Below are 19,108 nucleotides of genomic sequence, written 5' to 3' on the forward strand. Positions count from 1 at the left end.
ACATCCTCAATGTGGCTGACAGCTTGACAATTCCGTCGTCTCCCCTGTCGGCGGGAGTGACGGCATTCTCCCGAAGGCATCACGGCACCAAGGCGTCATCCGGGGAATCCGCGCACATCGGCTCAGGATGCGATCCCACACGGCAGCGGCGGCCCGATGCGTGGTGGCTTTCGGGTATTCCGCGCAGGCGGACGTGGAGGTGCGTACAAAGGTTCGGATGCCTCGGAAGTGTGCACAGCGTATGTCACAAGATTCCGGATCGGCTCCCCCGGGGATGACTAGGGTAATTCCCTGATGCTCTCCTCTCGCATTCCTGAAAAGCTCCGTACAAGCGGAGAAATGCACCCTCGGACAGGGGTATGCGCGCCGACGGCGGCGAATGGCGAAAGCCGCCCCGCCGGACACCGCCATTTCCCGTATGGACCTGACCGGTGCGGGCCACGTCGTGTGCCGCCCCTCCGGTGTCATCCCCTCGTGCGTCACCGCCGGGGCCGGTGTGTGCGCACGGCGGCGCCATGTTCCCCGCCCGGCACATGTCCCGCGCCCTGCTCCGCGGCTCGTCCGCCTTCTCCCCGCAACGCTTCCCCTCGTGCTCCGCGCCATGCGCGCCGCGCCGTCCACGGGTCCGTACCTCGCCGCCGGTCGATGTGTGCGGTGAGGTATCGGGGTGCGGACGGGGGGTTGACGTGGCCGTCCCGCGTAACCCAATACTGAACGCTCAATCAGTAAGCGAGTCCTGTGCCGTCTGGAGGCAACCGTGTCCGCTCTTCCCGAAGTCAAGCCGCGAAAGACGCGCTACGACGCCGTCATCGTCGGTGGTGGTCACAACGGGCTGGTCGCCGCCGCCTACCTGGCCCGCGCCGGGCGCAGTGTGCTGGTGCTGGAGCGCCTGGACCACACCGGCGGCGCGGCGGTGTCGACCCGCCCCTTCGACGGGGTGGACGCGCGGCTGTCCCGCTACTCCTACCTGGTGAGCCTGCTGCCCCAGCACATCGTGCGTGACCTGGGGCTCAGCTTCCAGGTGCGGTCGCGGTCGGTGTCGTCCTACACCCCGACGGTCCGGGACGGGCAGGCCACCGGGCTGCTGGTGCACCGGGACACCGCCCGCACCCGTGACGCCTTCGCGCAGCTCACCGGTTCCGACCGTGAGTTCACCGCGTGGCAGGAGTTCTACCGGATGACCGAGCGCGTCGGGCGCCGGATCTTCCCCACGCTCACCTCGCCACTGCCCAGCCGGGAGGAGCTCAGGGCCCGGGTCGGGGACGACGAGGCATGGGAGGCGCTGTTCGAGCGGCCCATCGGGGAGGCCGTGGAGTCGCGGTTCCATGACGACCTGGTGCGCGGTGTCGTTCTCACCGATGCCCTGATCGGCACCTTCTCCGGTGCCCATGACCCGTCGCTGCGGCAGAACCGCTGCTTCCTCTACCACGTGATCGGCGGTGGCACCGGCGACTGGGATGTGCCCGTGGGCGGTATGGGCGCGCTCACCGACGCGCTCGCGGACGCCGCCCGCGCGGCCGGAGCCGAGCTGGTCACCGGCTGCGAGGCCACGCGGGTGGCCAGCGACGGCACACGGGCGGAGGTGACCTTCCGCCCGGTCGACGGGGAGGGGCGGCCCGGCGACCGCGAGCTGGTGGTCGACGCGGACCATGTGCTGGTGGGCGCCTCGCCCAGGGCCCTGGCCGAGCTGCTGGGCGAGGAGCCGCCCGCGTCGGCCGAAGGGGCCCAGCTCAAGGTCAATATGGTGCTGCGCCGGCTGCCCCGGCTGCGGGACACCTCCGTGGACCCGCGCACCGCGTTCGCCGGCACCTTCCATATCGCCGAGGGCTACACCCAGCTCGAGGAGGCGTACCAGCAGGCCGCGGCCGGGAACCTGCCCACCACACCGCCCTCGGAGATCTACTGCCACTCGCTCACCGACCCCTCGATCCTGGGTCCCGGGCTGGTGGAGAAGGGCTGGCACAGCCTGACCCTGTTCGGTCTGCACGCCCCCGCCCGGCTCTTCGCCGAGGACAACGAGGGTGCCCGTCAGGCGCTGCTGAAGGCCACGCTGGCGCAGCTCGACGCGCACCTCGCCGAGCCGCTCAGCGACTGCCTGGCCACCGACGCCGAGGGCAGGCCCTGCGTCGAGGCCAGGACGCCACTGGACCTCGAGGAGGACCTGCGGCTGCCCGGCGGCAACATCTTCCACGGCGACCTCGACTTCCCGTACGCCGAGCCCGGTGCGGGCCGCTGGGGAGTGGAGACCGGACACGCCAACGTCCTGCTGTGCGGGGCCGGAGCGGCCCGGGGCGGCGGAGTCAGCGGTGTACCCGGACACAACGCGGCCATGGCCGTGCTCGGCCGCTGACCCGCGGCATGGCAACGGGGCCGTCCGCGGGGTCTCGCCCCCGGACGGTCACGGCCGGGCCACGCGCGATGTCCGCCCGAGGCCCGGCCCGCACGCCAGCGGTCCCGCCACCGGGACCCGCCACAAGGAGCGGTATTGATTCGGCAGTCAGTAAATTCGGTGACGTCTGTTGACTCCCCAGTCAGTAGCGTCCTACGGTTCAAAACCAGTGAAGCGCTCGGCTTTCCTTCTGTGCCGGCGCCATGTTTCTCACCGAAGCCCCAGTCCGCGCCCGAGGAGCACGACCATGGGTAATCCGGTCACCTTCCCCCCGATAGGCCATCTGGACCCGGACCGCCGGGAGTTCTGGATCGGCGGTGCGTGGCAGGCTCCGCTGGAGGGGTCCGCCGACGCACATGTGGTGGTCAGCGATCCGGCCACCGGACGTGCCATCGGCCGGGTGCCCCAGGCGACGGAGGCCGATGTGGACGCGGCGGTGGCGGCGGCCCGCGCCGCCTTCCCGGCCTGGGCGGCTTCCGGCGTCTCGACCCGGCAGGCGCTGCTCGCCGCGGTGGCCACCGGTATCAGGGAACACGAGGCGGAGTTCGCCGCGGTCATCACCGCGGAGATGGGCGCCCCGCGCGACAACGCCCTCGAGGTGCAGACCCGCCTCGCGGCGGAGGTCTTCGACTCCTACCTCACCGTCCTCGCCGACTTCCAGTGGCAGGAGCGCGTCGGCTCCTCCCAGGTGGTCCAGGAGCCGGTGGGGGTCGTCGCCGCCATCACACCGTGGAACTACCCGCTCTACCTCATCGCGGCCAAGGTGGCCGCCGCACTCGCCGCGGGCTGCACCGTCGTCCTCAAGCCGAGCTGTGAAGCCCCGCTGAACGCCTTTCTGCTCGCCACCGTCTTCGAGCGGGCGTGTGCGGCGGCCGGGGCGCCCAAGGGTGTGTTCAACCTGCTCACCGGCGCCGGATCGGTGGCCGGTGCGGCACTCGCCGCACACCCCGGTGTCGACGCGGTCTCCTTCACCGGCTCCACCGGAGCGGGCCGCGCCGTGGCGCGCACCGCCGCCGAGACGGTCAAACGCGTGGGCCTGGAGCTCGGCGGAAAGTCGGCCCGGGTGATCCTCGCCGATGAACCGGACGGCGCCACCGTCAAGGACCTGGACCGTGCCATCGCCACATCCCTCGCCGACGCCTTCTACAACTCGGGCCAGACCTGTACGGCCTGCACCCGGGTGCTGGTGCCGGCGGCGGTGTACGAGCAGGCGGTGGCGCTCGCCACCGAGGAGGCCGGACGCTGGCGGCTGGGAGATCCGGCCGGGCCCGGAGACCACCTCGGCCCGATCGCCACCGCCGCGCAGTACGACAGCGTGCTCGCGCATATCGCCCAGGGGACGGCCGAGGGAGCCCGGCTGGCCACCGGTGGCGAGGCGCCCGCGGACCGGCGGCCCGACGGCCTGGCCACCGGCCACTGGGTGCTGCCCACCGTGTTCGCCGATGTCACCCCCGACATGACCATCGCGCAGGAGGAGATCTTCGGCCCGGTGGTGTGCCTGATCGCCTACCGGGACGAGGAGGAGGCCGCCCGGATCGCCAACGACTCGATCTACGGTCTGGCCGGAGCGGTGTGGAGCGCCGATCCGCTCCGCGCCGAACACTTCGCCCGCCGTATCCGGGCCGGGCTGATCACCGTCAACAACGGCACGTTCAACGTCCTCGCCCCGACCGGTGGCTACAAGCAGTCCGGAATCGGCCGGGAACTGGGCGCACACGGACTCGCCGAATACCTCGAGACGAAAACCATCCAATGGTGACACCGACCCCCCGCGCAGGCGAGGATGAACCGGGCGGAGCCTGACCGGCCCCGACTCCCGGACGTTCCCGCCGTCCCCGGGCGCCGGCGCCACGGCTTGCCGCGCGTACCGCCGAGGACACCGGGTGTCCGCCGGACCCACCACGGTGTCCGTGCCACCCCGGCCCCGTGCCCCACCCCGTACGGCACCGGCCGGCTCCGCCACCCAGACCCTTCCGGGGTGTGCCGCCATCGCGGCGGCGCACCCCCCGGAACCCACCCCCGCACCCCGGGGGACACCGCCACACGGCCCCACCCCGGACCACCCTCACCCCGGGTTTCGAGCCACCGCACACCACAGACCCCGCCCGCCGCTTCGGCGCACCTGCACGTGAATCACCGTTCGCCGTTCCTTCGCTCCCGACGTCAGGCCCCCGTACCTTCCTGCCGCCCGGTCATCTTGCGAAGCGGCAGCTTCACGAGAGGACACCCATGGCCGGACCACCACTCATACCGAGCCGACGACATCTGCTGACCTTCGGTGCCGCCGGAGCCGCGGCAGCCTTTCTCTCCGGCTGCGGCGGACCCGGCTCGCCCCCGCGCCCCGGGCAGCTGGCCCACGTCGGCGGCTGGGCGCCCGGCCCGGGCGACCAGAGCGGCGCCCGCCGCGGTGGACACGTCATCACCGCCTGGTCCGACGAGGCCCAGTCCTACGACCCGGCCATCGGCTGGGACCTGCACAGCTGGGAAGCCATCTCCACGGTCCTGCACGCCCCGCTGTACCAGTACGCCGGAGCCGCCGACGGCCCCGCGCCGCACGCCGCGGCCGCCATGCCGAAGATCTCCGCGGACCGCAGGACGTACACCGTGCCGCTGCGGCGGGGCGTACGGTTCCACAACGGGCGCCTGGTGACCGCGCGGGACTACATCTGGTCCTGGACCCGGGTCCTGGACCCGGAGCTGGCCTCCTGGGCGTCGAGCTATCTGCTGGGCATCGACGGCGCCAACGAGGTGTACGAGAAGAAGGCGAAGAAGGTCCGCGGGCTCGAAGCGCTCGACGACCACACCCTGCGCATCCACCTCAGCGAGCCGGACATCCTCCTCCAGGCGCTGCTGTGCCAGCCGTATATGGCCGCGCTGCCCAAGGAGGAGGTCGAACGTCTCGGCTCGGGCTTCTCCCGCACCCCCGTGGGCACCGGCCCCTTCCGGATCACCCGCTACGACAGCAAACGGCAGCGCGCGGTGTTCCGCCCGTCCGAGCACTACTTCTGGCGTGGCACCCCACTGATCGACACCCTGGAGTACCGCTGGGGCATCGACTACCCGCTCCAGGCCCTCCAGCTCAGCGGTGGCAAGGTCGATGTGCTCGGCGAAGGGCTCGTGCCCAGTCAGGCCGCCCGCTTCACCGCCGATGCCGGGATGCGGGAACGCTTCGTCCAGCCCGTGCCCGTGCGCGGCAGCCGGTGGATCTCCGCCAACCAGAAGCGGCGCGAGCTGCGGGACCCCCGGGTCCGGCAGGCGCTCAACTGGGCCGTCGACCGGGAACAGCTCAGCCGTGTCGCGTTCGGACTCTCCGACCCGTGGGGCTCTCCCTTCCCCAAACACCTCGACCGCTACCGCCGTACCGCGCGCCCCTACACCCATGACCCGGAGCGCGCGCGTGCCCTCCTGAAAGAGGCCGGTGTACGGCGGCTGCGGCTGAAATTCCTGCACGGCACCCAGGACCCCTGGCCGCTGATGGCCCAGGTCGTCCAGCAGCAGTTCGACGCCGTGGGGGTGGAGATCACCCTGGACGCGATGAGCGAGTCCGCCTTCGAACTCGCCATCTCCAAGGGGGAAGGCGATCTGTACGGGAGCGACATGTACATCGTGCTGGACAGCGCGCTGGAACTGGTGACCACCTGCTACACCGCCTCGGCCACCCAGAACTACTCCAGCTACCGCAACAAGCGGGTGGAGTCCCTGACGGCCAAGGCCCGCAAGGCACCCACCGTCGAGACGTCCAACAAGCTGCTCGCGGAGGTCGAGCGGGAACTCACCGAGGACGCCGCGGGCATCTTCATCGGCAGCCTCAACTTCCTCGCCGCGCGCTCGCCCAGCATGCGCAACTACCAGATGCGCGGCGAGACCGGCAGCTACTACGACCGGCTGTGGGTGAAACGATGAGCACCGTTCCCGTCACACCGCAGACCGCCACCGCCCCGGTGGCGCCCACCGGGCCCGGCCAGCCGCCGGACCAGCCACGGCCCGCCGCCCGCGCCACCGCGCGCGCCACGGGGCGCCGGCTGTGGCTCACCGGACTGTGTCTGCTGGGGTTCCTGGTCGTCCTGGCGCTCTGCGCCCCGATGGCCGGATCCCCCTACACCATCCACACCGACAGCCTCACCTCCCAGGGGCTGCCCGCAGGAGTCGGCGAGAACGGACACGTCCTGGGCACCGATGCCATCGGCCGTGATCTGTTCGCCCGCTCGCTCTACGGATTGCGCGCCACCCTCATCATCGCGCTGACCGCCAACCTCACCTCGGTGGGCCTCGGCGCCGTGGTCGGACTTGTCGCCGGCTTCTACCGCGGCTGGTTCGAACAGGTGCTGATGCGCATCGTCGATGTGTTCCTGTCCGTCCCCACCGTGCTCTCCGGGCTCGCCCTGGCGAGCATCGTCGGCCGCGGCACCACCGGCATCATCATCGTCGTCACCGCCCTGTACTGGGCCTGGACGGCGCGGCTGGTGCACGGTGAGACGGTACGGCTGCGGGGCCGCGGCTTCGTCGAGGCGGCCCTCGCCCACGGTGTGCGCCGCCACACCGCGCTGCGCCGCCACGTACTGCCGCATCTGTCCACCATCCTGCTCAACGTGGCCGCGCTCAACGGCGCGGCCGTCGTGGTGGTCGGCGCCGGACTGTCCTACCTCGGTGCCGGTATCCAGCCGCCCACCCCCGAACTGGGCAATATGCTCGCCGACGGTTCGAGCAGCATGACCTACGCGCCGCACACCCTGTTCGTCCCGCTCGTCCTCGTCATCGCGACCGTCCTCGCCTTCGTCCTGGTCGCCGAAGGACTCAACCGCCGCAACCCCCTCTCGGAGCGACGCTCATGGCTCGACGCATAGCCGTCCGCATCCTGCTGGGCGCATTCACCGTCCTGGCGGTCGTCCTGCTCACCTTCGTGTTGCAGTACGTCGTCCCCGGCGACCCGGCGCGCAGCATCGCGGGCCCCAAGGCCACACCCGAAGTCCTCAAGGAGATCCGCGGACAGCTGCGGCTGGACGACCCGTGGTGGTCCCAGCTCGGCCACTACCTCTCCTCGGTCCTCCAGGGCGACCTGGGAACCTCCTACTCCAACGACCGGCCCGTGCTCTCCCTCATCCTGGAGCGGCTGCCCGCCACCGCCGCCCTGGCCGCGGCCGCCCTGGTGGTGGAACTCCTCCTCGGCGGTCTGTGGGGCATGTGGGAGGCCATGCGGCCCAAGCGCAGCTGGCTGCTGGCCACCGTCAATGTCGGACTGCTGTCGATGCCGGTGTTCTCCCTGGGCTTCCTGCTCCTGCTGCTGTTCGGATACAAGTTGCCGATCTTCCCCATCGACGGCGGCTCCGGTCTGCCCCAACTCGTCCTGCCCGCGGTCGCCCTCGGGCTGATGGGCTCGCCGTACTACGCCAACGTGGTCCGCGACAGCATGCGCGAGGCACTGTCCTCGGCATATGTGCGCACCGCGGTGTCCAAGGGCCTCAGCCGCAGGCGGATCGTCTCCCGCCATGTGCTGCGCAACATCGCCTCCCCGGTGACCACCCTGATCGGCATGGACGTGGCCGTGTTCCTGTCCGGTGTGGTCTTCGTCGAGAAGATCTTCGCCTGGCCCGGGATCGGCCAGATGCAGACCGACGCCTTCGCCGACCTGGACCGTCCACTGCTCACCGGCACCGTCATCGTGGCCGCCGCCCTTGTCGTCACGGCCAACCTCCTGGTGGATCTGGTCCGGACCGCCATCGACCCCCGTGCCGCATCGGAGGCACCATGACCACCGCCCAGGCACCTGCCGCACCCACCCTCGGCAGCGACGTCACCATCGACCAACTGTCCGTGAACTATGGCGACTTCACCGCACTGCGGGACGTCAGCCTCACCGTGCCCGCGGGCACCACCACCGCCCTCGTCGGCGAGTCCGGCTCCGGGAAGTCCACCCTCGCACTCGCCGCCGGGCGCATCCTGCCACCCGGCGCCGCGATCAGCGGCGGCTCCGTACGGGTCGGCGACACCGAACTGACCGCCCTCACCGGCAGGGCGCTGCGCGAGGCACGCGGCCACACCGCCGCCTACCTCGCCCAGGACGCCTCGGCCGCCCTCAACCCCGTCATGCGTGTCGGCAAGCAGATCGCCGAGGTCCACCAGGTGCGCGGCGGGGCGAGCCGGGCCGAGGCCGCCGAACTGGCCCGGCAGGGCCTGGCCGATGTGGGGATCCCCGACCCCGACCGGGTGGCGCGCCTCTACCCCAACGCGCTGTCCGGCGGTATGCGGCAGCGGGTCATCATCGCCATCGCGCTCGCGTTCCGCCCCCAGCTGCTCATCGCCGACGAACCCACCACCGCTCTGGACGTCACCGTCCAGGCCGAGATCCTCGCCCTGGTCTCCAGGCTCCAGCAGCAGTGCGGGCTCACCGTCATCTGGATCACCCACGACATGTCGGTGGTCGCCGAACTCGCCGACCACGTGGCCGTGCTCTACGGAGGGCGGCTGGTCGAACACACCGATGTGCTCACCCTCTTCGAACGTGCTCGCCACCCCTACACCCAGGCCCTGCTCACCTGTTTCCAGAGCGGCCGCACCGCGGGGCCCAAGGAGCCCTTCACCACCATCTCCGGAAGTCCGCCGGTCGCCGGCCCGCCCGGTGGCTGCCCCTTCCACCCCAGATGCCCGCAGGCCGACAGCCGGTGCACCATCGAGCTGCCCGTACCGCGCCCGGTCGGCCATGACCACCTCGCGGCCTGTCACCGCCTGGAGGAGACACCGTGAGCACGACGAAAAACACCCCCGGCGGACCGCTGCTGGAAGCCACCGGGATCACCAAGCGCTATGGCCAGTACACCGCGCTGGACGATGTCGACCTGTGCATCGAGACCGGCCGCACCGTCAGCATCGTCGGTGAGTCGGGCTCGGGGAAGTCCACCCTCGCCCGCATCATCGTCGGCCTGGAGCGCGCCGACAGCGGCACCGTCCGCTTCCGCGGCGAGGAGGTCCGCGGCCGCCGCGCCCGCCACGCCTTCCGGCGCAACGTCGGCATGGTCTTCCAGGACCCGTACGAGTCGATGGACCCCCGGCTGACCATCGGCGAGATCGTCGCCGAACCGCTGCGCGCCCACGGTATGTACCGGGACGGCGGCGAGCAGCGGGTCCGCGAACTCCTGGACTCCGTCGGCATGCACGGCGCCGAACCCGACGCCTACCCGCACAAGTTCTCCGGCGGACAGCGGCAGCGCGTGTGCATCGCCCGCGCCCTGGCCACCGACCCCGATCTGGTCATCTGCGACGAACCCACCTCCGCCCTGGACGTGTCCGTACAGGCCCAGATCCTCAACCTCCTGCTGGACCTCCAGTCCCGGCGGCAGCTGGCCTATCTGTTCATCACCCACGACCTCGACGTCGTACGGCGGATCAGCGACGAGGTGGATGTCCTGCTGCGCGGCACCGTCGTGGAACGCGGCAGCGCCGAACAGATCACCCGCAGCCCCGAACACACCTACACCCGCCGTCTGCTGGGCGCGGTACCGGCCATCTCACCGCGTCAGCGCCACATCGGTCCGCCGCTGGACACCACCGGCCCGGAGCCGTACCCGTCCCGGAGCGTGAAGGAGGGCCCCGCGTGACCACCACCACCGCCACCGGCACCACGCAGACCGTCACCATCCCCCTCGGTGACGGCACACGGCTCGCGGCCACCCTCTATCTGCCGGTACCCGGTGCCGAGGCGGTGCCCGCCCTCCTGGAGGCGCTTCCGTACCGCAAGGACGACCACCTCGGAGTGGAAGCCCGCCCGGAGTACCTGCGCTTCCGGGACGAGTACCGCTTCGCGGTGTGCCGGGTGGATCTGCGCGGCACCGGCAGCTCCGAGGGGTTCGCGGACGACGAGTACCCCGAGGGGGAACCCGACGACCTGTGCGAGGTCATCGCCTGGCTCGCCGAGCAGCCCTGGTGCAACGGGTCGGTGGGCATGTTCGGCACCTCCTACAGCGGCTTCAACGCCTTCCACGCCGCCATGCGCGCCCCGGCCGCCCTCAAGGCCATCGTCCCCATCTACAGCTCGGACGACCGCTACACCGACGACGTGCACTACCTGGGCGGCGCGCTGCGCATGGTCGACCTGATCGACTATCCGCTCTACCTGGCCGCGATGAACGCCCTGCCGCCGGTGCCCGCACTGGCCGGTCCCGACTGGCGCGAGACCTGGCACAAGCGGATGGACACCATGGAGCCCTGGCTGCTGAGCTGGCTGGAGAACCAGCGCCACGGCGCCTTCTGGCGGCGTGGATCGGTCCGCCCCGACTACGGTCTGGTGCGCTGTCCCACCATGATCGTCCAGGGCTGGGCCGACGGATACCGCAACAACAGCTTCCGGACCATCGGCCACCTTCAGGCCCAGGGCACGCCGTACCGGCTGCTGATCGGACCGTGGAGCCATATGGCCACCCACAGCTCGCTGCCCGGCCCCTGGATCGACCTGGTGCCGGAGATGGCCCGGTGGTTCGACCGCTGGCTGCGGGGGATCGACAACGGCGTCGAACGCGAACCCAGGATCAGCTACTTCACCCGGCGCTCCACCCGCCCCGAACCCGACCTCGCCCAACTGCGGGGGGAGTGGCGCAGCGAGCGGCAGTGGCCGCCGGCCCGCGCCGAGGAGGTCGTCCTCGGCCTCGGCGAAGACCCCCGTGAGCTGCGGGTCAAGCCCTCCACCGGCACCGCCGCCTGGATCGACTGCGCCGGTTCGCTGCCCTGGGGGCAGCCGAGCGACCAGCGCTACGACGACGCCGACTCCCTCACCTGGGAGTGGACCGTCGGGGAAGGGCCGTTGCCCGACGGCTCCCTGGAACTGCTCGGCCACCCACGGCTGCGACTCACGGTGAGCGCCGACGTCCCCGTCGCGTATGTGTCGGTCAAACTGTGCGATGTGTTCCCGGACGGCACCTCCTCCCTGATCACCCGTACCCTGCTCAACCTCACACACCGGGACGGCTACGACGCCGACCCGCGTCCGCTGACTCCCGGGCAGGCGGAGACGGTCGACATCGACCTGAACGCCATGGCGTGCATCCTGGAGCCCGGACACCGGCTGCGGCTTTCCGTCGCGGGAGCCGACTGGCCCAACACCTCCGCCCCGCCACAGCCGTTGACCCTGACGGTGGACGGGGCCGGGAGCGGGCTCACCCTGCCGGTCGTCGCGGGGCCGGGCCCCTGCCCGCCGCCGGTCTTCCACGAGGTCACGCCGGAGGCCCTGCCCGACGGCAAGGGGGTGACCTGGACCGTCGAGCGTGATGTCCTGGCCCGTACCACCACCTGTTTCGTGGACTACGCCGACGCCTGGAACACCCACGACGGCACCGTGTGCGAGGCGCGCAACACCGGCCGCGTCACCGTCGACGAACGCACCTACCAGCAGACCCTGGTGGCGCGTTGCGCGTATGTGGTGGGCTGGCCCGAGGCGCGGGTGACCACCGTCGCCGAGCTGTCCCTGACCACCCACGCCGACCGTTACGAGGTGGACATCACCGTCCGGGCGAGCGAGGATGACCAGCAGGTCTTCGAACGCGACTGGAAACGATCCCTGCCACGCGACCTCGCCTGACGGCGGCGGTCCCGGCACCACCGCGACCCGACCACCGACGTCCCCTACCGGAGCCGCCATGTCCAGTGAGCGCGCCGGATACCCGGCACTGCTGCGTTCCCCGGGCGTTCCCGCCGTCGTCCTGCCGTCCATCCTGGCCAGGCTGCCGGTCGGGATGACATCGGTGCTGCTGGTCCTGCTGGTCCAGCACAGCACCGGGTCCTACCGGGCGGCCGGTCTGGCGATGGCGGCGAACTGGCTGGCGTTCGCCGCCACTTCCCCCTTCTACGGCCGTATCTCCGACCGGGGCCACGCCGTGTGGGTCATGGTCGTGGTGGGCTGTGCCAACCCCCTGGCTACCGCGGCCTTCCTGCTGTTGGTGCACAACGGCGCACCGGTGTGGGCCATCGTGGCGGGCGCCGCGGTGGCGGGTGGCGCCGCGCCGCCCGTCGCCGCCGTCACCCGAGCGGTGTGGCCCCATCTGGTCGACGGCCGTCTCCACCCCGTGGCCTTCGGCTTCGAGGCCGTGGTGGTGGAAATCCTCTACGTCCTGGGCCCCTTGGTGGCCGGTCTCGTGTGTGCCGTCGCCAGCCCCTCGGCGGGTCTGCTGGTGGGCGCCGCCGCGGTGATGATCGGTTCCCTCGGTCTCGCCCGCGCGCCGGTGATCCGCTCCTACAGCAGCCGTGACCAGCCGCGTCCGGCCGGTGGCGGCCATGTCCTGGCCTCGCCCGCCATGCGCCGGATCCTCATGGTCACCTTCCTGATGTCCGTCGCCTACGGCGTCCTGGAGGTCCTGGTACCCGCCTTCGCGGTGGAGGCGGGCTCCCCGTCCTCCAGCGGACTGCTGCTGGGGGTGTGGTCATCCGCGAGCATCGTGGGCGGGATCCTCTACATCCGGATCACCCCGCGCTCGTCCCTGGTGCGTCAGCTCGTCGTCCTGATCTTCGCCAACGCCGCGGGCTTCGCCGTGCTGGCCGTCGCCCGCGAGCCCTGGCAGCTCGGACTGCTGCTCGCCCTCGGCGGTACCCTGATGGCGCCCGCCACCTCGGTGGAGTACATGCTGGCGAGCCGGGCCACCGACGGCGCCCGGGCCACCGAGGGATTCACCTGGTTCGGCACAGTGGCCTACGGAGGCGCCGCCGCGGGCGGAGCCCTGGCCGGTGTGCTCATCGTGCCCTGGGGCCTGCCCATGACCTTTCTCGCGGCGGCCGGCGGCGCGGTGCTGGCCGGGTGCTTCGCGATGCGGATCGCCGAACCCGGCACGGTGCAGGAGCGGGAAGCGACCGCCGCCGAGGGGCAATCGGCGGACGCCCCGGCCCCGCACGCCGAGGACGAGCTCCGCTGACCGCGGGCCGGGTGCGCACGGGTCACCAGGCCGTGGTGAACAACTCCTCCGCGGCGTCGACCGCCTTCGCCAGGGCCTCGGGCTCCGGACGCAGCCCCGCCACGATCGTGTCGGTGCCGCGCAGCCCCGCCCGCTCGAGGAGCCGTTTCTCGTTGGTGACCCATTCCCCGCGCGCCGCCAGCACCGCGTGAGCCGTCTGGAGGGCGGCGGTGGCCACCGCCCCGGCCATCTCGGTCGTCTGTCCGCGCGGTGCGTACGCGGCCCTGGCGTACTGGAGCGTCAGCGCGGCCCGGCCCCGCCACTCCCGCGGGGCCGTCGTACGCAGCTCCGGGGGGAATCCGGGGCGGGGCAGCGAGCCGCGCAGCACTCTGTTGAGGGCGAGTTCGGCGACCAGCAGATAGCTCGGGATCCCCGCGAGGTGGAACATCAGCGGCTCCCAGCGGAAGCGGCCCCGCTCGGCTTCGGCGAGTTCATGCTCCACCACGTCGAGGTCGCGGTAGTGGACGTCGACGCGCCGCCCCTCCACGGTGAGCCAGGCGCCGCCGTTGAACACCCCGCCGCCCCAGGCGCCGAGGTCCGACACCTCACCCTCCCACCCGACGGCCCGCAGCGTGTCCGGATCGAAGGCGCCCCGGTAGTACACGCCCAGGTCCCAGTCGCTGTCCGGAGTGTGGGTGCCCTGCGCCCGTGAGCCGCCGAGTGTGACGGCGCGCACCGTCGGCAGGGCCGCGAGCCGGTCGGCGAGGAGATCGAGAAACGCGTTGTCCGTCGTTCCGGTCATGGCAGGAAGGCTAACGGTGCGGGGGCCTGCGGACATGGGACGGCGCCGCCGCACCGGTCGTGTCCGGAGCGACGGCGCCGCGTCTCACACCGGCTTCCCCTGCCGTCAGCTCCGGCCGGTGGTGTGTGCGCCCAGCAGGAAGGGGGCGGGCGGGCCCTCGCCACCGGTCGCCAGGTCCGCCGTCAGTTCACCGATGAGCGGGGCGAACTTCGCGCCGTGTCCCGAGCAGGGTGAGCACACGATGAGCGCGCCGACCCGGTCCAGGAGGAAGTCCTCGCTCGGTGTGGTGGTGTACAGGCAGGTGGTCTCGGTCCGCGGGGTGGGATCCAGCCCCGGCAGCCACCGTTTGACGTACTCGATCGTGCGCTGCCGTGTCTCGGGGGTGACGATGCCGTCCCGGCCGGTGGCGGTGGTCCTGCGGCCGCCGTAGTGCTCACCGATCTTGCGGTCGTCCCCCGGTCCGCCGTCGCGGCCCCCGGCGAGGTGGTAGACGCCGTTGCCGTGCTCATGGATGACACTGGGCCAGGCGCCGGCGGCCTCGTCGAGCCGGGGGAAGTGGAAGGCGTCCTGCTGGGTGACGGTCAGCGCGGGCAGCGGAAGGCGGTCGCCGAGCAGTTCCGCGGTCCAGCCTCCGGCCGCGACCACCACCTGCCCGGCCTCCACCGTCTCCCCGTCGTCGAGGAGGATGCGGACACCGCCGGGGCCCTCTTCCAGGGAACGCACCGTGGTGGAGAAGCGGAGCGTGGCGCCGCGCCGTTCGGCGCCGTCCAGGAACGCGGTCACGGCTGCCGCCGCGTCGACCGTCCCGGCCTGCGGATGGTGGATGACAGGGCCCTCGAAGACCATGCCCGGCCAGCGGCGCTCCGCCTCGCGGGCGTCCAGCACCTCATGTTCCACCGTGGCGGCGGAGAGCTGTCCGGCGACGGCGTCGACATAGGAGCGGGCCCCGAAGTCCACGCCGCCCAGCATCCGCAGCAGGGGCACACCGCTGTCGAACTCCAGCTCCCGCCACAACTCGAAGGCGCGCCCGGTGAGCCGGGTGTACATCGCGTCGTCGTAGGCGCGGCGGACGATCCGCGCGCTGCCGTGCGAGCTGCCGCGGTGGTGGCCCGGGTCGAACTGTTCCAGCAGCAGGACCGACAGTCCTCGGCGACTGGCCGCCCACGCGGTGGCGGCTCCCATCAACCCGCCGCCGATGACGGCCAGTTCAACGCGTTCCGACATGGTTTCCTCCACCAGGGATCGAACCGGCCGGGGTGCCACCGGGACCGAACCGGGCGTCAATGGCGGTGATCTTGTCCGCGACGACGCCGAGCGCGGCATCGCGGGGGGTGACGCCGTAGTGCCGGGCGTTGGTGAGCATGTCGGTGGTGATCCGGCGCATCGACTCCCGGACCTTGCGGTCGGCCTGCGCGGCGTCGGCGCCGATGTCGCCGAAGAGGGTCCACCACCACCAGGCGTTGGTGGCCGAGTTGGCGACGAAGTCCGGTATCACCTGGACACCGCGGGCGTGCAGCGCGGCCTCCGCCTCGGGGAGGGTGGGCATATTGGCGGCCTCGGCGATGATCCGCGCGGTGATCCGGGTCTGGTTGACCGCGTCGATGCAGTAGGAGACCGCCGCGGGCACCAGGACGTCGCAATCGATGTCGAGCCAGCTGTCGCCGTCGGCCTCCCGGTCCCCTGGGCGCAGCTGGCCGCGGTCGATCCCGCCGAGGGGGTCACGGGTGCGCAGCAGATGCTCGACGTCGAGACCGTCCGGGTTGGCGATGACGCCGTGGGCGTCGGCCACCGCGACCACCGTGACACCCGCCTGCGCCAGATAGCGGGCGGTCGCACCGCCCATCGAGCCGAAGCCCTGGACGACGGCGCGTGCCGAACCACGGGGGATACCGGTCAGATCCAGGGCGGTGAGGGCCGATTCGGCCACCCCCAGACCGCCGACCAGCTCGGGCAATGCCACCCCGTCGACATCGATGGCGAACGCGTCCGCCAGCCGCTGCCGCGCCTGGGCGTCGTCGTCCAGCAGCGGGTAGATGGCCTGGATGGAACTGGCCAGCCCCACCTCGGTGATGACGTCGTCGATGGTGTCCTGGCGCAGCCCGAGGTCCTCACCGGTGGTCCAGTGGTGTTCCAGGACGCAGCGCACGGCCTCCAGGAAGCGGGCGAGGATCGCACGGGCCTCAGGGTCGTGCGGACTGCAATCGATACCGCCCTTGGCCCCGCCCAGGGGGATGTAGCGGTTGCCCGGGTCGTAGTGGAGCGCTTCCTTGCGGGTCATCCCGGCCGCCAGGCCGCGCACCTCCTCCAGGGTGCAGCCCTCGCGCATCCGCAGGCCGCCGCTGGCCACGCCGCGGATCAGACGGTCGATGACAACGAAGCCGCGCCGCCCGGTGACCGGGTCGGTCCAGATCAGCTGGAGATGCGGCTGGGTGGTACCGGTGAGGAGAGGTGTGCTCAAGGGGGTCGCTGTCATGGTTTCCGTCCAGTGCGGGCACTCGTCACTGAATGCGCGTTCAGTCGTGGGTGGGGAGTGCGGGTCGGATATCGGCTGGATCCGGTGGCCCGGGGCGGGGCCGCCGAACCGGCTCAGGTCATCCAGTTGACCGGGTACTGGCTGTCCGTCAGCGCCGGGCGGTCGAGCCGGAAGGTGGTGTACGGCTCGGTCTCCGCCAGCTTGGGGTCGCCGGCCAGCTCGGACAGCATCCGGCCCAGTGTCGGCGCGAACTTGAAGGCGTGGGCCGCGCCGAGCCCGACCAGGACACGCTCGGCTCCGGGCACCGTGCCGAGGACGAAGTCACGGTCCGGGGTCAGGGTGTACAGACAGCGCTTGGACCTGATGGGACGGCCACTGAGCGGGAAGCGCTCACCCATGAACCGGGTGAGCCGGTCCAGCATGTCCAGATCCGTACTGCCCGACCGCGACTCCGCGCCCACCTCGGGCCCTCCGCAGTCCTGGCCGGCCTTCACGGTGGCCTCGCCGAAGCAGGGGAAGCCGTAGTAGCAGGGTTCGTCCAGCCAGATCCAGACGGGGAACGACTCCGGGGCGAACGGTGCCGGGTCCGCGGGCCGGAAGTAGGTGACCTGCTCCTCCAGCACGGTCAGCGGGATCTCATGGCCGAGCGGGGTGAGGAGCGTATTGGCCCAGGCGTCGGTGCACAGCACCACCTGCCCGGCGGAGTACCGGCCGCCCGGGGTTTCCACCTCGACCCCGTTCGCACCGTGGTGCACGGCGGTCACCGGGGTGTTGTCGAGCAGCTGGGCACCGGCCGCGGTCGCCAGCCGCTGCATGGCGGCGGTGGACCGCGCCGCGGGCACCATGGAGGTGCGCTCCTGGTACATCGCGGTGGTGTCCTCGGGCACGGAGATCTGCGGCCAGCGGCGCCGCACCTCGGCGGCGTCCAGCAGCTCGTAGGAGATGCCCTCGGCGTCCAGGCTCTGCCAGTAGTCGGTGAGCGGGATGGAGGACTCACGCGGACACAGGTCCACACCGCCCGTGGTGGTGACGAACCGCTCGTCGGCGGCGCGCTCCAGATGGGCCCAGTCGTCGTAGGCGTGGCGGGTGAGACGGACGTAGTCGGGCCGGTGGTAGCTGTGGCGCAGGATGCGCGAGGTGTCGTGGGACGCTCCGCGTTCATGGCCGAACGCGAACTGTTCCAGGCCGAGCACCCGGCGCCCGGAGGCTGCCAGATGCCACGCGGCGGCGGAGCCCAGGCCGCCCAGGCCGACAACGATGACGTCGAACGACTTGGTCCCGTGGTGCGCGTTCATGGATTGGCCTCTCGACGCGGAGCTCGTGCCACCCGTGTCCCGGTGAGATGAGGAGGGGAAGCCACGGTGGCGGAACAGGAGCTCGGAACTACTCGTGGTGAGAAGTGAAGGCCCGGCGGCCGACGCGCGGGATGACCCTGCCGCGTGGCCCGCAGGCTTATCGGTTACTGAACGACGATGTAGTACGTGTTCCGCGCTTGTCAATACCGGCGGGTCGAGTGGCATGTCCGCCACGCCGGGAGAAGCCGTGCCGGCGCACGGCGAAGCGCCTGCCCGTACACCGGGGAAAAGTCCAGGGCGGGAGGTGGGGCTCAGGGTCGGGACGCGAGTGCGGGACGACAGGGCCGGGGCGGCGGGGAACCGTGCCCGGGGCCGCTCAGTCGCGCTCCAGATCGCTGCTCTTCACGCCCAGCTCCCGGGCGACGATCTGGCGTGACCAGTCGGCCGCCTGCTTCCGGTCCTGGGTGCCGCGGTGGACGATGGTCTGCACGGCCACCCCGTCCAGCAGGGCGGTGATCCGCCACACCGCGCCCCGCGGATCGTCGGTGGTGAACTCCTTGGCGTCCACGCCGTCCTGGATGATCGCGGTCAGCGCCTCTTTCCAGCGCAGATCCAGCTCCCGTCCGACCTTGCGCAGGGTCGGCTCCCGCAGCGCTCCCGACCAGCCCTCGATCCACAGGGTCCAGCCCTTCGCCTGCCCGGTCGGCGCGTACCAGTCCAGGGCCGTGCGCAGCCGCTCCAGCGCGGTGGGCAGTCCGGCGGTGAGGTGGTCCAGGTGGTCCAGCTCCCGCTGGACGGCCCAGGCGAAGGCCTCGGCGATCAGCGTTTCCTTGTTCTGGAAGTGGTAGATCACCAGGGCAGGGCTGACCGACAGTTCGCGGGCCACATCCGAGATCCGCAGGGGGTGGATGCCCTGCTTCTTGATCTCGGAGACGGTGGCGCGAAGGATCTCCCCCCGGCGCAGACTCGGGTCCTTACGGCTGCGTGTCACGCCATGAGGATAGGACATGCCCCGCCGCCGTCCCCAGCCGTCAGCCGGACCCGGTTTTGAACCGGTGCTGAACAGGCGGCCAGCGAAGTGGTCACGGGCATTGACAAAGTCCCGAGGAAGAATCCACGATGCTGACGGTTTAACTGTACGGCTAGTCAGTAAAGAGCGTGGCGGAACCCCTCGCCCGCGTGCGCTCCGGCGCGGCTGACCCGTGAAAGACATCAGGCCCCCGCAGCCCCGGCGCCCGGTCGCCCGTCCCCCCCGGCGCCACCCTCACCGCCCCCTCCCGC

General features: G+C 71.4%; 14 protein-coding genes. 9 read left to right on the forward strand and 5 right to left on the reverse strand.

What is annotated here, in order from left to right; translation table 11 throughout:
- The first annotated feature begins 757 nt into the window (after window positions 1-757).
- The 9 genes from AB0C66_RS28590 (at window position 758) to AB0C66_RS28630 (ending at window position 13,278) form a co-directional block, all read left to right on the forward strand.
- Window positions 758-2,350, forward strand: coding sequence for an NAD(P)/FAD-dependent oxidoreductase (locus AB0C66_RS28590; protein ID WP_362444662.1), 1,593 nt, complete (start codon window positions 758-760; stop codon window positions 2,348-2,350).
- Window positions 2,351-2,636: 286 nt separating this feature from the next.
- Window positions 2,637-4,148, forward strand: coding sequence for an aldehyde dehydrogenase family protein (locus AB0C66_RS28595; protein WP_362444665.1), 1,512 nt, complete (start codon window positions 2,637-2,639; stop codon window positions 4,146-4,148).
- Between the two features lie 470 nt (window positions 4,149-4,618).
- Window positions 4,619-6,292, forward strand: coding sequence for an ABC transporter substrate-binding protein (locus tag AB0C66_RS28600; RefSeq protein ID WP_362444668.1), 1,674 nt, complete (start codon window positions 4,619-4,621; stop codon window positions 6,290-6,292).
- A complete protein-coding gene (locus AB0C66_RS28605) occupies window positions 6,289-7,233 on the forward strand; it encodes an ABC transporter permease (RefSeq protein ID WP_362444671.1) in 945 nt (314 codons plus the stop codon). The genes AB0C66_RS28600 and AB0C66_RS28605 overlap by 4 nt, the downstream gene beginning before the upstream one ends.
- Window positions 7,218-8,138 carry an ABC transporter permease gene (locus AB0C66_RS28610; RefSeq protein WP_362444674.1) on the forward strand — a complete coding sequence of 307 codons (921 nt, stop codon included), beginning with the start codon at window positions 7,218-7,220 and terminating at the stop codon, window positions 8,136-8,138. The genes AB0C66_RS28605 and AB0C66_RS28610 overlap by 16 nt, the downstream gene beginning before the upstream one ends.
- On the forward strand, window positions 8,135-9,130 hold the full coding sequence (locus AB0C66_RS28615) for an ABC transporter ATP-binding protein (protein ID WP_362444677.1): 996 nt from the start codon (window positions 8,135-8,137) through the stop codon (window positions 9,128-9,130). The genes AB0C66_RS28610 and AB0C66_RS28615 overlap by 4 nt, the downstream gene beginning before the upstream one ends.
- Window positions 9,127-9,981, forward strand: coding sequence for an ABC transporter ATP-binding protein (locus tag AB0C66_RS28620; RefSeq protein ID WP_362444680.1), 855 nt, complete (start codon window positions 9,127-9,129; stop codon window positions 9,979-9,981). Before AB0C66_RS28615 ends, AB0C66_RS28620 begins: the two co-directional genes overlap by 4 nt.
- Complete coding sequence (locus AB0C66_RS28625; RefSeq protein WP_362444683.1) at window positions 9,978-11,954, forward strand: CocE/NonD family hydrolase; 1,977 nt, start codon at window positions 9,978-9,980, stop codon at window positions 11,952-11,954. The genes AB0C66_RS28620 and AB0C66_RS28625 overlap by 4 nt, the downstream gene beginning before the upstream one ends.
- A gap of 58 nt (window positions 11,955-12,012) precedes the next feature.
- Complete coding sequence (locus AB0C66_RS28630; protein WP_362444686.1) at window positions 12,013-13,278, forward strand: MFS transporter; 1,266 nt, start codon at window positions 12,013-12,015, stop codon at window positions 13,276-13,278.
- A 22-nt stretch (window positions 13,279-13,300) separates the two neighbouring features.
- Here the strand turns inward: AB0C66_RS28630 and AB0C66_RS28635 are convergent, their stop codons facing one another.
- The 5 genes from AB0C66_RS28635 to AB0C66_RS28655 form a co-directional block, all read right to left on the reverse strand.
- Window positions 13,301-14,059 (reverse strand): nucleotidyltransferase domain-containing protein, encoded by a 759-nt coding sequence (locus AB0C66_RS28635; protein ID WP_362444689.1) that lies wholly within the window; start codon window positions 14,057-14,059, stop codon window positions 13,301-13,303.
- Window positions 14,060-14,164: 105 nt separating this feature from the next.
- Window positions 14,165-15,283 (reverse strand): FAD-dependent oxidoreductase, encoded by a 1,119-nt coding sequence (locus tag AB0C66_RS28640; RefSeq protein ID WP_362444692.1) that lies wholly within the window; start codon window positions 15,281-15,283, stop codon window positions 14,165-14,167.
- Window positions 15,267-16,532 carry a Glu/Leu/Phe/Val dehydrogenase dimerization domain-containing protein gene (locus AB0C66_RS28645; RefSeq protein WP_362444695.1) on the reverse strand — a complete coding sequence of 422 codons (1,266 nt, stop codon included), beginning with the start codon at window positions 16,530-16,532 and terminating at the stop codon, window positions 15,267-15,269. The genes AB0C66_RS28640 and AB0C66_RS28645 overlap by 17 nt, the downstream gene beginning before the upstream one ends.
- 113 nt (window positions 16,533-16,645) lie before the next feature.
- On the reverse strand, window positions 16,646-17,827 hold the full coding sequence (gene solA / locus AB0C66_RS28650) for an N-methyl-L-tryptophan oxidase (protein WP_362444698.1): 1,182 nt from the start codon (window positions 17,825-17,827) through the stop codon (window positions 16,646-16,648).
- 376 nt (window positions 17,828-18,203) lie between these two features.
- On the reverse strand, window positions 18,204-18,818 hold the full coding sequence (locus AB0C66_RS28655) for a TetR/AcrR family transcriptional regulator (RefSeq protein ID WP_362444701.1): 615 nt from the start codon (window positions 18,816-18,818) through the stop codon (window positions 18,204-18,206).
- Window positions 18,819-19,108 lie beyond the last annotated feature (290 nt).

The organism is Streptomyces sp. NPDC048636 (genome assembly GCF_040650655.1).
Classification (GTDB): domain Bacteria; phylum Actinomycetota; class Actinomycetes; order Streptomycetales; family Streptomycetaceae; genus Streptomyces.

What these genes read in the sequence shown, in the direction of transcription:
- AB0C66_RS28635 (WP_362444689.1), bottom strand. Translation starts at nt 14,059, where the DNA reads ATGACCGGAACGACGGACAACGCGTTTCTCGATCTCCTCGCCGACCGG.
- AB0C66_RS28610 (WP_362444674.1), top strand. Translation starts at nt 7,218, where the DNA reads ATGGCTCGACGCATAGCCGTCCGCATCCTGCTGGGCGCATTCACCGTC.
- AB0C66_RS28605 (WP_362444671.1), top strand. Translation starts at nt 6,289, where the DNA reads ATGAGCACCGTTCCCGTCACACCGCAGACCGCCACCGCCCCGGTGGCG.
- solA (WP_362444698.1), bottom strand. Translation starts at nt 17,827, where the DNA reads ATGAACGCGCACCACGGGACCAAGTCGTTCGACGTCATCGTTGTCGGC.
- AB0C66_RS28630 (WP_362444686.1), top strand. Translation starts at nt 12,013, where the DNA reads ATGTCCAGTGAGCGCGCCGGATACCCGGCACTGCTGCGTTCCCCGGGC.
- AB0C66_RS28640 (WP_362444692.1), bottom strand. Translation starts at nt 15,283, where the DNA reads ATGTCGGAACGCGTTGAACTGGCCGTCATCGGCGGCGGGTTGATGGGA.
- AB0C66_RS28645 (WP_362444695.1), bottom strand. Translation starts at nt 16,532, where the DNA reads ATGACAGCGACCCCCTTGAGCACACCTCTCCTCACCGGTACCACCCAG.
- AB0C66_RS28615 (WP_362444677.1), top strand. Translation starts at nt 8,135, where the DNA reads ATGACCACCGCCCAGGCACCTGCCGCACCCACCCTCGGCAGCGACGTC.
- AB0C66_RS28595 (WP_362444665.1), top strand. Translation starts at nt 2,637, where the DNA reads ATGGGTAATCCGGTCACCTTCCCCCCGATAGGCCATCTGGACCCGGAC.
- AB0C66_RS28600 (WP_362444668.1), top strand. Translation starts at nt 4,619, where the DNA reads ATGGCCGGACCACCACTCATACCGAGCCGACGACATCTGCTGACCTTC.